Below are 14,472 nucleotides of genomic sequence, written 5' to 3'. Positions count from 1 at the left end.
AATTTTGTTTTCCTAAAAGGATATCATGATACCTCGCGAAACAGTTGATAAAATATTTGATGCAGCTGATGTTTATGACGTTATAAAAGACTATGTAAACCTCAAAAAAGCAGGTGTGAACTATAAAGGGAATTGTCCTTTTCATGATGAAAAGACACCTTCGTTTGTAGTTTCTCCGGCAAAAGGTATTTACAAATGTTTTGGTTGCGGTGCTGCCGGAAATTCCGTAAAGTTTGTAATGGAACATGAAAAGATTTCTTTTCCGGAAGCTTTGAAAGTACTTGCAAAAAAATATGGCATTGAGGTTGTTGAAGAAGAGCAGACAGAGGAACAAATACACGAAAAGCAAGAAAGAGACAGCCTGTTTATTGTAACGGAATTTGCAAAAAATTTCTTTAAGAATACATTGCACAAAACCGATGAAGGCAAAAACATTGCATTGTCTTACTACAAAGAAAGAGGTCTCAGAGAAGACATCATTAATAAATTTGAATTGGGCTGGAGTCCGCAAAAAAGAGATGCGTTTACCGAAGCGGCTTTAAAAAGCGGTTATAAATTGAAATTTTTGGAAGCAACCGGTTTATCAATTGTAAAAAAAGAAACCAATTATAAATTTGACCGCTTTGCAGAGCGTGTAATTTTCCCGATTCACACATTATCCGGAAAAGTGATTGCATTCGGAGGAAGAACTCTGAAAGCCGATAAGAAAATTGCAAAGTATCTGAATTCTCCCGAATCAGATATTTACCATAAATCCAGAATTCTTTACGGTATTTATTTTGCAAAAAACTCAATCGTAAAAAAAGATAAATGTTTTATGGTTGAAGGTTATACCGATGTGATTTCAATGTACCAGTCAGGCGTTGAGAATGTTGTGGCTTCATCCGGAACCGCTCTTACGGTTGATCAAATTAAACTGGTTCGACGTTTTACAAAAAATCTCACATTAATTTACGATGGAGATAAAGCCGGAATAAAAGCATCATTAAGAGGAATTGATCTTGTTTTGGCAGAGGAAATGAATGTTAAAATTGTGATGTTGCCCGAAGGCGAAGATCCGGATTCTTTTGCACAATCTAAAACAACAGAGGAACTTGAACAATACATTTCTGAACATGAAGAAGATTTTATTGAATTCAAGACAAAACTATTGGCAGATGAGGCTAAAAATGACCCGGTTAAAAGGGCACAATTGGTTCGGGATGTTGTTAAATCAATCGCCATAATTCCTGATAAAATTTTAAGAGCAGAATATATACGAACGACATCAAGTCTGCTCAATACGGATGAGGAAATTTTATATGAAGAAGTCCGTAAAATATTAAGAAAGAACTTTGATGATATCAGAGATCGAGACAATAAAAGAAAATACAGTCAAAAAGTCGAGATTCCGTTGCTTCCGGTAGAAACAACCGGAGTGTTTTCAAAGCAATATGAAAAGGAAATTCTTTATTATTTGTTGAATTTCGGAGAAGAAACTATATCACATGATGAAGAAAACAACGTTGATATTTCGGTTGCTGAATATATTATTTCGGATATTAAGAATGAAAATTTGGAATTTAAAAACCTGATTTACAAAGACATCTTTGAAGAATACGATCAGTTTTTTTCAAACGATAAAGAATCTCCCATTAATTATTTCTTAACACACCAAAGCGAAAAAATAAGCTCGGTAGTAGCAGAATTAATCAGCCCGAAAAAAGAATTAAGCAGACTTTGGAAAAAAAGAGGCGGTTCAACGGAGATGCCGGAACAAAGGCTGAATGAATCTGTTCCTGATGCAATAGAAAAGTTTAAACTTCAAATTGTAACAATTAAAATAGAAGAAATTAATAAAAAAATAACAGAGCTCAAACCGGAAGAATATAATACAAAACTACCGGCACTACTGGAGTTTTTAAGAAAAATGTCTGATTTTAAAATCAAACTTACTGATTATACCGAAAAATTGGCCTTACTGTAAAAATACTGCTTTCTTTTTCAAAATTGCCGTGTTTTAGCAAAAAGCAATTTCTTTTTCTGACTTTACCGCTTTTATTTTAAAACCGACAAATTTCGACATAAGGTTTGCCCCGGTTCTGATAATTTTCGAGTTCGAAATCAACCAAACACATTTTATTTTTCTTTTTAGGCCTTTCATTGTTTTTTGCCAAATAATACGAGCATTATTTTCAAACCCGGTCATTCTGGCACAATCCCAAACTAATGTTGTTTTTTCATTTCCGACCCCCTCGAATAATTGTCTCCATTCTTCGGTTCCGGATACGGCTTGTTCCTGCGTAAATTTTCCTTCAAATGTAAACTTCAGGCAATCTTCATTTTTTATCTCAAACAGTTCTATTTCAAAGTTTCCGTAATTGGTTAGTGCTGCCGTCATATTTTTTCTTTTAATTATTACTACGAATTTTTACATAAAAAGGTTTCATAATGCGAAACTATTTTATTCGGAAGCCGGTTGTTTTGTCCGTTAAGAAAGGAAAAAATAATTCTTTGCAAAGATTTAACGGTTTACGCTTTGCAAAAACTAAAAAATAAATACTTTTGCATATCGGCGGAAAAATTTGATTGCTTGCAACCGCAGAAAAAAATGCTAAAACATTACTTCTGTTAAAAACTTTCCCCGTTAAAATATTATTAAACTTAATTAAAAAAAATGTCATATTTTTTCACATCAGAATCTGTATCGGAAGGACATCCCGATAAAGTTGCAGACCAAATTTCAGACGCATTATTAGATGAGTTTTTAAAACAAGACCCGGAATCAAAGGTTGCTTGCGAAACTCTTGTAACAACCGGCTTAACTGTTTTGAGCGGAGAAGTTAAAACAACGGCTTGGGTTGATGCCCAGGTTACCGCAAGAAATGTTATTAAAGAAATCGGCTACACAAAAGGAGAATATAAATTTGAATCAGAATCTTGCGGTGTTATTTCTGCAATTCATGAACAGTCATCAGATATTAACCAAGGAGTTGTCAGAGAAACAGAAGAGGAGCAAGGTGCCGGAGACCAAGGTATGATGTTCGGCTATGCAAATAATGAAACAGAAGAGTATATGCCGCTGCCCATCGACCTGTCTCACAAACTGTTAATTGAGATGGCAAATGTAAGAAAAGCCGGGAAACAAATGACTTATTTACGACCGGATTCTAAATCGCAAGTTACTGTTGAATATAATGATAACAACAAAGCATTGAGAATTGACACAATTGTTTTGTCAACTCAACACGATGATTTTATTTCTTCTTCAGAAGCAAAAACGCAAAAACAAGCTGACGATGAAATGCTTAAAACCATTTATAATGATATGAAAAATATTATTATTCCTGCGGTAAAAGCAAAACTTCCGGAGTCAATTAAGGCATTATTCAAAGGCGATTTCAAATTATTGGTAAACCCTACCGGGAAATTTGTAATAGGCGGACCTCACGGAGATACCGGTTTAACCGGAAGAAAAATCATTGTTGATACATACGGCGGAAAGGGTGCTCACGGCGGCGGAGCTTTTTCCGGAAAAGATTCTTCAAAAGTTGACAGGTCGGCAGCCTATGCAACTCGACACATTGCAAAAAACATGGTTGCAGCGGGTGTTGCAGGCGAGATTTTAATTCAAGTTGCGTATGCTATCGGGGTTGCAGACCCTGTCGGGTTATATGTAAACACATACGGAACATCAAAAGTTGACCTGTCTGACAGTCAAATTGCCAAAAAAGTTAACGGATTGTTTGATATGCGACCGGCTGCAATTGTTAAACGCTTCGGGCTAAAAAATCCAATATTCAGAGAAACTGCCGCATACGGACATATGGGAAGAAAGCCGTTTAAAAAAGAAGTAACGTTCTCAACTAACGGAAGTTCCTATAAAAAAGAAGTTGAATTTTTTGCTTGGGAAAAACTCGATTATGTTGATAAAGTAAAAAAAGCGTTCGGTTTGCAGAAATAACAAAGGTAATATATTGGCATTAGGGGAACTATAATTTATATCAGTCGTTAGGGGCAAGGCGAAGAAAAATCGTGCAGTATTATGATTGTTGAAAAATGGTTGGAAAGTTATTCGCTTTTGGGGGAGAGAGATTGAAAAAAACCCGCATTTTTGTATGTTGAAAATTAAAAAAGAAGTAATAAGGAAACGTAATGAAATACAGTGAAATAAAAGAAAAAATAAATAGTAACATTTTAAAAGAGCAAAGCGAAAACCTTGCTTATTTTACTCACTATTTGCATCACAACAAAAATGGTATTTCAAGTTATTATGAAAAAAATGCAAAAGAATATTTTCAAAATATAGTTTCTGAACCTCTGGCACAGTATCTAAGGGTTGACTTAAATTTTGATGTCCCTTTTCCGCCTGTGAAAAACCCTAAATTTAAATTTATTGATTTATTTGCCGGGATTGGTGGTTTTAGAATTGCGATGCAAAATTTAGGAGGCAATTGTGTTTTTTCATCAGAAATAGATAAATATGCAAAGCAAACATACGATTTGAATTTTGGTGAAATCCCATTTGGTGATATTACTAAAATAGATGAAAATGATATTCCTGAACACGATGTTTTATGTGCCGGTTTTCCTTGTCAAGCATTTTCAATAGCCGGAAAGAGAAAAGGATTTGAAGACGAAACTCGTGGGACACTATTTTTCGATATAAAAAGAATAATCAAAGCCAAAAGACCAAAAGCATTTTTTCTTGAAAATGTAAAAGGTTTGAAAAACCACGACAAAGGTCGAACCCTTAAAACCATTTTAAAAGTTTTGAGAGAAGATTTAGACTATTATGTGCCAGACCCCCAAATAATGAATGCAAAAGATTTTGGAGTTCCTCAAAATAGAGAACGGATTTTTATTATTGGTTTTAGGAAAGATATAAACATTAAAGAATTTCACTATCCGAAACCAGTCAAAAAGAAAATTGCATTTAAAGATATAAAAGAAGACAAAGAAGTCTCTGTAAAGTATTACTTGTCAACTCAATACCAAGACACTTTACGCAACCATAAAGAAAGGCATAAAAACAAAGGAAATGGTTTTGGTTACGAAATAATTGACGATAATCACTGTGCAAATGCTATTGTTGTTGGCGGAATGGGAAAAGAAAGAAACATAGTAATTGATTGTCGATTAACAGATTTTAAACCGGTTACCAAAATTAAAGGTGTAGTAAATAAAGACGGTTGGCGAAGAATGACACCAAGGGAATGGGCAAGACTTCAAGGTTTTCCTGACAATTTTTTAATTAAAGTTTCAGATGCTCAAGCATACAAACAATTTGGTAATTCGGTTGCTATCCCTGCAATTCAAGCGACAGCAAGTAAAATAGTAGAAAAAATAGTAAAGGAAAGATAGGTGCTAAAAGGAAATAAAGGAGAATGGAGCGAAATATATACCTTATTGAAATTATTAGGAGATAGAGAGATATATGTTGGTGATGAAAAATTAAATAAAATTCCTGATTTACTCTACCCCATTATAAAGATTTTGAGAGATGAAAACAATGGTAATTATGAATATTCCGTAAATGATAATTTGATTTTAATTACCGGAGCAGATGAAAGTTTTAGCATCTCAATTGTTGAGTTTAAACAAAAATCGGAATTGCTACTAAACAAAATTAAAGAAGCTCGCAGTAGTTCTTTCGATGTTCCTGAAATAGAAGATTTTTTATCTCAAATAAAATGTTCGACATTAAAAGCTAAATCATCATCAAAAACTGATATAAGAATTGTAATTCACGACTTAAAAACAAATTTACAACCAGAATTGGGCTTTAGTATAAAATCTCAATTAGGTGGTGCTTCAACTCTTTTAAATGCCGGAAAAACGACAAATTTCATTTATGAAATTGAGAATTGTGGTTTGACAAATGACTTCGTGGAAAGAACTAACTTAATTGATACGAGAAGTAAAATAAAAGACCGATTAAACGCTGTAATTAACAATAGTTGCAAAATTCTATTTAACCAAACGGAAAAGGAAGTTTTTGGAAACAATTTAATTCTGATTGACAGTCTTTTGCCTAATATTTTAGCAGAAATTACATTTGATTTTTATACTTCAAACTTATCTAAAATAATAGATTTAGTTGAAAACATTGAAATGAATAATCCTTTGAATTTTAATACTGCAAATAATCATAAATTCTACGAATATAAAATCAAGAAATTCTTAACAGAAGTTGCATTAGGAATGATGCCTGCAAAAGTTTGGAATGGAATATATGACGCTACTGGTGGTTATCTTGTCGTAAAAGAAGGTGGAGAAGTTTTGAGTTACCATATCTATAACAAAAATAAATTTGAGAATTATTTGTTTCATAATACTAAATTGGAAACGGCAAGTAGTTCAAGACACGATTTTGGAAAAATTTATGAAAAGAATGGAAAATATTTTATTAAACTAAATCTGCAAATAAGATTTCTAAAATAGGAAGATGAACGAAGCCCAGCCCCTAACAAAGGCTATACGTAATGAGGGTAAATTACTAAATATGAGCATTGTAGTAACAAATAAAATTAGTAGTGAATTGAAAGTGTGGCATTTTAAAATCCCGCACTCCGCATAGCCAAACCGTTTATTCGGGATTTTCGGTTTTTATTTTTCGGGAGAGAGAAGCTCGCACAAAAAGAAACTTACTCGTTATTTGTAATTGTAAGATTTAATATTTTACCGTCTTTTAAAAAAGAAAGTTTGCCGAAAATTTTTGGTTCTTCGATATTCGATTCTTTTGGTGTTAGTCTGTATTTGATTTTAACATTTCCGGCGGAAGGTAAATTAACCCAAAGAAATTGAATTAAATCAGAACTGTGTCTGACTTTTGCGTTGTGTGAATCTAACTCTGAGAATATAAAGTTTTTCGGGATTTTTTCTGTAATACTGTATGAACCGGCATCATTTTTTTTCAAATAAACACCAACTTCATAAACATTCGTTTTTTTGTTATAAGTAATCGCTCGTTTACAACTTACACCTTTCAGTGTTGTGTTAATAAGCGGAGAGTAATTTTGTGAATAATTATTATTTTCGTTATTAATAACAACAGTTTTCTCTTTTACAACATTTAATACATAGGTTTTTAAATTAAACACTCCTTGCTTGCTGCCGACCATATATGCCAGTTTCCCGGAAAGATTAAAGTTTCCCGTTACACCTGCCATTGATGATATTTGATATTTAACGGATATTTTAGAATCTGCCGGGCAACGCACCCATGTTAAAGTTAAAAGATTATCGTCAAGAGTATGATTTGCACCATTTGCATCAACTATTTTAACAAAAAAACCGTCCGGTATTTCTTGTGTGAAAACAGTATAGTTCCTTGTGCCTTCGGGTTTGTATATGTCTAATGTAATGTCTGAATATTCCCCTTGTTGTATTTCTTTCGGAATGATAAGTTTTGCAGAAAAGCTGTTTTGTGCATCTGATATATTTGAAAGAAAAAAGATTATTAAAGAAAGGGTTGCAAATTTCATTTTAGGATGATTTTTATGTTTAATTTACAATGACAGGTGAAAAATATTGTATAAATAATAAAGAGGAGGACTGAAGCCTCCCCCGATATTTTAAGAATCTAAATTATAAGTTGCCGGCATATTTATATTCATCGTAAACAATAATCCACTTATCATTAAAAAAGAATACACGGCTTAATTCTGAACCGTTTTGAACAATTTCTTTTATCTTTTGTGACATCGTAACAGGGATATTATAGTGAGAATACCCATTTTTCGCATAAAACAATACCCAGCCGCCATCATTTGTAAATGCAATACTTTTTACTTTTTGTCCTCTTCCTCTGAGGTTATCCAATTTTTGTTTTATGGGAGCTTTAATGTTTTGTTCATAATAAAAGTTTTTTCCGTAAAGAATTATTCCGGAACTTTCTCCGTAAACATCAACCGCTTTTATTTCTTGTCCTTTTTGATTGATTTTTTTTAACCCTGCTAACATTTTTGCCGGCAAAGAGTCGGAATAAAATGCGTTTTGTTGTGCCAATAAAACCCAGCCGTTTTTGCCGACAAAATCAATATCTTTAATAACTTTCTGTTGTTTGTTCAGTGTGTCAATCCTAATTGTTAACTTTTCCGGCATTGTAACAAAAGAAAACCCGATATCTCCGTATAAAATTATCCAGTCTCCGTTTTGGTTAACTGCAACAGAATTAATAGGTAGTTTTTGCTTTGAAATTGTATCTAACTCTGACTTTAACAAACTTAAATTATGAATTTCTTTTTGTGCCGTTAAGACAGAAAAAGAAATCAAAATGAATAGCGATGTAAGTAAGTGTTTTGTTTTCATGTTTGCTGAATTTACGTTTGATTATTTATTTTTCCTTTATAGTTCCAGATTCTATTTTTGTTTGCATCATCTTTTTTTCTGAATGCCTTTTCCAAATCTATGTTAAAACAGTTTGCCAAGTCAAACAAATAATTTAAAACATCGGCAAACTCTTCTTCCAGTTCATATTTATTGTTTTCTTTTAGCTTTTCGGTATATAGCCCGGTATAATTTCTTACTGCCTTTGCAAGTTCTCCGAATTCTTCCGACAGCAATAAAAAGATTTCCAAATGGTTATTTTTATCCCACCCTCGCTCTTCTCCTATTTTCTTTATATGGTTTTGTAAATCTTTTAATGTTGGTTTTTCAGGAATACTTGCCATATAGTCTTGTTTTACTCTCCGAATAACTCTTTTAATTTATCTTCTAAAGCCTTTCCCCTTAAACCGGTTGCTAATATCTTTCCCTTTTTATCAAGCAACACGGTATGCGGAATTCCTCTGACATTATACGTTTTAGCACCCTTTGATTGCCAAAACTTTAAGTCGCTTACATGAATCCACGTTAAATTATCATCTTTAATTGCTTTCAGCCAAGATGCCCTGTCTTTATCTAATGAAACGGCATATATTTCAAAACCTTTATCGTGATATTTTTCATATAGCCTGACATTGTTCGGGTTTTCTGCCCTGCAGGGACGACACCACGATGCCCAAAAATCAATTAATACATAATTTCCTCTTGTTGAAGAAAGTTTAACATTTTTTCCGTCGGGATTTTTTAATTCTATTTCCGGGGCTTCTCCTCCTACTGACAGGTTTTTTATATTGTTTGTTTGTTTAATAAAGTCGCTGACCATCGAATTTCCTGAATAAGCTTTTAGCCCGTCACTCAGTTTTGTGTGATAATCTTTGTATTTTTCTGTGCCGAGGATTCCTGCAAATAAAATACATGCAGGAGAGTTTGTGTTTTCATCAATCATTTTTTTGATTAAAGCAACACGCTTTCCTTCATTATCAGCTTTGCTTAATTTATTACTGTACTCGTAATACAACACAGAATGAACAGAATTTGTAATTATCGGGTTTTGTAAGTCTTTAATATCAATTATCATTTCTGTTTTTTCGCCGGGTTCGGGGAAAAAAGCAACAAACTTTCCTTTTTCAAATGATAATATGTAAAACTCAAACTTATTAAAGGTTGTTTCAAACTCAAAATTCCCGTTTTCATCAATTGTTTGTGTTTCAATATTTTTATATGAAAGGTCTTGAAGGTGGATCTCATTATATTTTTTATTATTTATAACCTTGCCTTTTAATGTTGCTTGTTTTGCAAATGCGGTTGTTACCAATAAAGTTATTGCCAACAATGTAATAGTTTTTTTCATTTTCCTTGTTTTATTCTAAATATAGAGCCAACTATCAAAGTCAGCTCATTTTTCTTTTCTTTCTTTTGTAACAACAACTTAATATTGTTGTTAATTATTGCTGAGAAGTTATTTTATTCTTCGTTCATTTGTCTGTTAAGAGCATTATTATCTCTGATCCTTTGTTCAATTGTGCTTATGTATTCTCTTGCTGTTTTTAAGTGATATTCAGAATAAGCGCGCTGAGCCCAATCTAATGCAATGTCAAATTCGCCGAGAACTTCTGATGCTAAGGCCATATTGTAACAAGCATATCCTGCAATTTTTATATCAACGTCATTTACGTATTTTTTCCAAATTGCGGCAGCATCTTCCCATCTTTTTGCTTGTACTTTATATTTTGCATCTTTAAAGTCATCATTACCTTTTACAAAATATTTTCTTGAAACCCAAATCCATGTAGGCGATATTCTGTGTGCATATTGCTTTCCTGCAAAATATCCGGCATCTTCTATGGTTCTCGATTGTTTCGGCAATTTTCTTACGGCTTCGCTTTTTGAACGACCTCTTGCATCCCAGCCTTTATGATCGGTAAAAATGCTTTGGTCAATAATTTTTTGTTCAGAGGGGTAATAAATTCTCCACCCTGAGTTTACAGCAATATCAATTGAAGCAATATGTTCGTTGTAAAAATTTTCTTTTCCGTCAACGGTTTCTTTTCGTTGGTTTACTCTGAACTTTTTTGATGAGTTTGAATCAAATGTTTCTAATAATACCAAAGCATCGGCAGAATAGTCATTGCATATTTGTTCAACTTTTGACCATTGTAACGGTTCTGCAAATTGAGCAGTTCCGGTTCCTCGAATATCGTCCATTCCGGTAGGCACGGTAACGGTAAACCGGGGAGAGTTTAACAACCCGTCGGCAACGCCCGCTACACATTTCTCAGAGCCATATCTGTCTGCAAATATTTCTTCTCCGGACAATAACCCTTCTATAACATTAACAACCCTGCTGCCGTCGCCTTTTGTGGGCAAACTTCTGTTTACAACTGCCAAAGTTTTAATTTTTGTCGGCACAAAAATTTCTGCGGGTTTCAGAATTCTTACAGATAATGATTTTGTTTTGCAAGAGCCTAATATAATGGCGATTAAGACTAAAAACAAAAAAGTTGATATTTTGACTTTGCCTATCATAATTGTTTCCTAAATAAGTTTGTTATAATTTAAACCCTGTTACAATAATATCGTCGGTTTGCGGTGTATTAATCATCCACTCGTCAATTGTTTTTTCAAGAATATCACGTTGTATATGCATTGGTTTATAATGAATGTTTAATAATAATTCTTTCATTCGCTTTATCATAAACTTGCGGTCTTTAAGTCCTCCGAACTGGTCTTGGTATCCGTCTGAAAACATATAAAACCAAGTAGGGGATTCGTATTTGATAATATGGCTTTCAAAAGTCTTCTTTTCTTGTTGGTATCCTCCGATGCCGTGTCTGCTGGCTTTGACATGTGTTAATTTCCCGTCAGAAATATAAACCAACGGATTTTTGGCACCGGCGTATTCAACAGTTTTATTTTCAACATCAATTACGCAAAGAGCCATATCCATTCCGTCCTGTGACATACCTCCGGTTTCTTGTTTTAGAGCCTTAACAACATAATCATTCATTTTCTCAAGAATGACATCTGCTTTTAAAATATTATTATTTACAATAGTTGTTAAAATTTCGCTTCCGATCATGCTCATTAGTGCACCGGGAACACCGTGACCTGTACAATCAACAGCGGTATAAACTATTTTATTGTCTTTTTTTGCATACCAATAGAAGTCACCGCTTACAATATCTCTTGGCTTAAACAACAGGAAGTTATCCGTTAAATGCTTAGAAATATTTTCTTTTACGGGCAACATCGCTTCTTGAATTCTTTTTGCATAATTAATACTTGCCGTAATAGATTTGTTTTTTTGACTAATTTCTTCATTTGCAGCAGAAAGAGTTTCGTTTTTTGCTTCAATTTCTTCTTTTTGAATTTGAATTTCTTTAGTTCTTTCTTCAACAATGCGTTTTAAATTTTCTTTTTGTTTTTTTAACCGGTAAACACTAAGCTGAATAATTCCGTATATAAATAATATGAATAAAATAAAATAGCCTATATATGCTCCGATAGTTCTGTACCAAGGCGGGAGAATTTCGAAGGTATATTCTGCCATTGAGGATTCAACATCATATAGGTTTTTTGCTTTTACAATCATTGTATATGTGCCGGGGTCTATGTTGGAATATTCCTTGTCTGTTTTATACTTCCAGTCAGACCATTGTGTATCATACCCTTTAAGGATAAATTTATATTGTGTTTTTTCGGGTTCTTCATAGAACACAGAGGCAAAGTTAAAACGCAGGTCATTAAACTCATACGGGATTTTCGGTATTTTATTCGGGTTTTGTAACTGAATAATACTTCCGGAATCGTTTACAAATGCACCGCCGAAAAGAACAGAATCATTTTTAATAAATTCTACTTTCCTTATTAAAGCAGAGAAAGGCTCTTCAAATTTCTTTTTTGTATCTAAATTATATAAAACAAAGCCGGCTCCGGTTCCGACAACCAGCTCATTGTCTGAAATTTGATTGATGCTGTTTATTCTGTTTTTTACTTTATAGAAAGGGGTTTTTATTACGCTGTATTCTCCGTCAATTTTTTTAATTAAACCTAATTCCCAATGTTTTTTGTTTTTTACTTTCGGGTCATCAAGTTCTTCTTTAAACCAAATGTTTCCGTTGGCAGCCTGAATCAGGTTTGTAATGCTGATTTTACGATTAAAGATTTCGGCAAATTTTTGATCTTTTTGAAAACGATTTGTTGTATTGTTGAAAGTATAAACTCCATCAGTTGTAGTGAAAACTATCTTATTATCGATTTCATATACATAGTTGTTATGTGTTGACGGTAACCCGTCTTCTTCTGTAAAAAGTTTTTCTTCAATAACAGAGTCCATTTTTGAGTTTAGGTTTAATTTTATAATCCCGTTGCTTTTATCTGAAATCCAAATTGCACCGGAGTCACCTTCTTTCATGTGCCAATAGTTCCCTTTAAAGTTCTTTATTATATGCTTAAATTCCCACGCACCATCTTTGAATTCAAACAACATTAAACCATGTCCGGTTATTGTTAACAAGAAATTCGGATTGTTTTTTAAACGAATAAAGTTTTTAACGCTTGCACTTGGTCCTATGGGGTTTGCTTTTGTATCGGTTATTTCAAATAAGCCTCTGGAACTTGCGCAAAGCAAGCTGTTGTGAGCAGTGTCAACTTTCCAGACATATACATTACCTTTTTCATTATTCAGCAATTCAAATTTTTCGCCTTCTACTGAATTTTGTTTTGAAAAATCTTTGTAAAAAAGACCATTTGTACTTCCGATATAAAGCTTGTCGTTGAACAATATTGAAGTGTAAACAGCTTCTGTAAGGTTTGAATTTCCGGAAAATACGGTATAAGGCAGATTTGGAAATATTACGGTAATACCGTCATTTGTACCTAACCAAATATTTTTGTCTTCATCTGCAAAAACATTATAAACAGTATTGTTTTGCAGCCCGTTGCTTGTTGAAAAATGCTTAACGACATTCAGCTTGTTGTCTGTAATAACAACTCCGTTGCCGTACAAACCGCCCAAAAAATAATTTTTGTCATACACAAAGGAACTGTACAGACTTTTTAACAAGGGTGATTTTTCAAACGAATGTATATGTTTTTTGGAATAAACATAAATGCTGTCTTGCCAAGTGGGGAAATATATATCATCATTTTCTGCAGGATACATTGCAACAACCCACTTGTTTCCGAATTTTTCTGTATTCTTAAGAAGTGTTGTTTTTCCGTCGGCATATTCTAAAATGCCGAAAAACTTTTCTTGGAAAAAGAGCCTGTTTTTTATTCGATAAGGTCTGATAAATACATTTTCGGGTTTATTTACATCAATTGCACTAATTGTATCATTTTTATAAACATATAAAATAAGCGGTGTGAGAAAAATCATTTCGCCATCGGGAGCTTTTATAACATAATCTACTTTTGTAAACTTCTTTTTTTCTTCCGGAATTTTATCAATTAATGATTTATATTTTATACCCCCGTCTTCTGTTGCCTCAAGAAAACCGAACTCTCCTTGTGCTCCGATGAATATTTTGCCGGAATCATCTTTTGCCAAAGAATATATTTTAGGATCGCCCGGAAGTGTAATTTTGTTCCAAGTTTTCCCGTCATATTCAAGGATATATGTGTTGTTTGCAAAGTACAACAGTCCTCTGTTGTCTTGTATTATTGAGAAAGTTTGGTTGTTTCCGTCATATTCGGCACGGCTGTAGTTTTTTATGTAGGGAATACCTTTGCTTTCAATTTGTGCTGACAAATTAGTTGTAATGAATACTATTAAAATGAGAGACAAAAATCGTTTTAAATCCATTGTAAAATATTTAATTATGCTTACTTAATATGGGTATATAATTTTAAACATTAATCGTGCCAAGCAGAATATACTCTTTAACATCTGAGTTAAGATACAAATTTAATAATTGTTCTTTTTTTAGAAAACTTAAAGGCGGGTTCTAAAAATTAGTTTTTTCTGTTGATTTTATTGAAGACAGTAGAACCCACTAACTATTTTCAATAAAATCTACTACAATAATACAATATTTATCAATGTCGTTTAGTTAAGGATTAATCATAACTGTGTAAAAATAAGAAAAATATAATAAAAAGTTCTTTGAAATTTTGCTTTTTAAAAATAGTATTTATTTTTACGGTATATATAGGGGGTAAGTG

Annotated in this window: 11 protein-coding genes; 4 read left to right on the top strand and 7 right to left on the bottom strand. The window is 33.0% G+C overall.

Annotated elements, in window-relative coordinates; all coding sequences use genetic code 11:
• The first annotated feature begins 25 nt into the window (after window positions 1-25).
• Window positions 26-1,966 carry a DNA primase gene (gene dnaG / locus L3J35_10630; protein ID MCF6366644.1) on the top strand — a complete coding sequence of 647 codons (1,941 nt, stop codon included), beginning with the start codon at window positions 26-28 and terminating at the stop codon, window positions 1,964-1,966.
• A 33-nt stretch (window positions 1,967-1,999) separates the two neighbouring features.
• Here dnaG and L3J35_10625 read toward each other — a convergent pair whose 3' ends face one another.
• Entirely contained in the window at window positions 2,000-2,380 is a 381-nt protein-coding gene (locus L3J35_10625; protein MCF6366643.1) for a hypothetical protein, read from the bottom strand.
• A gap of 276 nt (window positions 2,381-2,656) precedes the next feature.
• Here L3J35_10625 and metK point away from each other — a divergent pair, with 276 nt between their 5' ends.
• From metK to L3J35_10610, 3 genes are all read left to right on the top strand, one after another.
• A complete protein-coding gene (metK, locus tag L3J35_10620) occupies window positions 2,657-3,943 on the top strand; it encodes a methionine adenosyltransferase (GenBank protein ID MCF6366642.1) in 1,287 nt (428 codons plus the stop codon).
• Between the two features lie 191 nt (window positions 3,944-4,134).
• Window positions 4,135-5,343: a DNA cytosine methyltransferase gene (locus L3J35_10615; GenBank protein MCF6366641.1), complete on the top strand. Its 1,209-nt coding sequence runs from the start codon at window positions 4,135-4,137 to the stop codon at window positions 5,341-5,343.
• The gene (locus L3J35_10610; GenBank protein ID MCF6366640.1) at window positions 5,344-6,423 is read left to right on the top strand and encodes an HpaII family restriction endonuclease; all 1,080 of its coding nucleotides are present in this window, start codon (window positions 5,344-5,346) and stop codon (window positions 6,421-6,423) included.
• 203 nt (window positions 6,424-6,626) lie between these two features.
• Here L3J35_10610 and L3J35_10605 read toward each other — a convergent pair whose 3' ends face one another.
• The 6 genes from L3J35_10605 to L3J35_10580 all read right to left on the bottom strand — a co-directional run bounded on the left by L3J35_10605 (window position 6,627) and on the right by L3J35_10580 (window position 14,113).
• The gene (locus tag L3J35_10605; GenBank protein MCF6366639.1) at window positions 6,627-7,466 is read right to left on the bottom strand and encodes a hypothetical protein; all 840 of its coding nucleotides are present in this window, start codon (window positions 7,464-7,466) and stop codon (window positions 6,627-6,629) included.
• Between the two features lie 103 nt (window positions 7,467-7,569).
• Complete coding sequence (locus L3J35_10600) at window positions 7,570-8,292, bottom strand: hypothetical protein (GenBank protein ID MCF6366638.1); 723 nt, start codon at window positions 8,290-8,292, stop codon at window positions 7,570-7,572.
• An 11-nt stretch (window positions 8,293-8,303) separates the two neighbouring features.
• Complete coding sequence (locus L3J35_10595; GenBank protein ID MCF6366637.1) at window positions 8,304-8,654, bottom strand: hypothetical protein; 351 nt, start codon at window positions 8,652-8,654, stop codon at window positions 8,304-8,306.
• 11 nt (window positions 8,655-8,665) lie between these two features.
• Entirely contained in the window at window positions 8,666-9,658 is a 993-nt protein-coding gene (locus L3J35_10590) for a TlpA family protein disulfide reductase (protein MCF6366636.1), read from the bottom strand.
• A gap of 113 nt (window positions 9,659-9,771) precedes the next feature.
• Window positions 9,772-10,833: a DUF6340 family protein gene (locus L3J35_10585; GenBank protein MCF6366635.1), complete on the bottom strand. Its 1,062-nt coding sequence runs from the start codon at window positions 10,831-10,833 to the stop codon at window positions 9,772-9,774.
• A gap of 22 nt (window positions 10,834-10,855) precedes the next feature.
• Window positions 10,856-14,113: a SpoIIE family protein phosphatase gene (locus L3J35_10580; GenBank protein ID MCF6366634.1), complete on the bottom strand. Its 3,258-nt coding sequence runs from the start codon at window positions 14,111-14,113 to the stop codon at window positions 10,856-10,858.
• Window positions 14,114-14,472: the final 359 nt, after the last annotated feature.

This window comes from Bacteroidales bacterium (assembly GCA_021648725.1).
Taxonomy (GTDB): domain Bacteria; phylum Bacteroidota; class Bacteroidia; order Bacteroidales; family JAADGE01; genus JAADGE01.
Note: the sequence above shows the minus strand (reverse complement) of the source record. Positions and strands in the feature narration are given on the sequence as shown.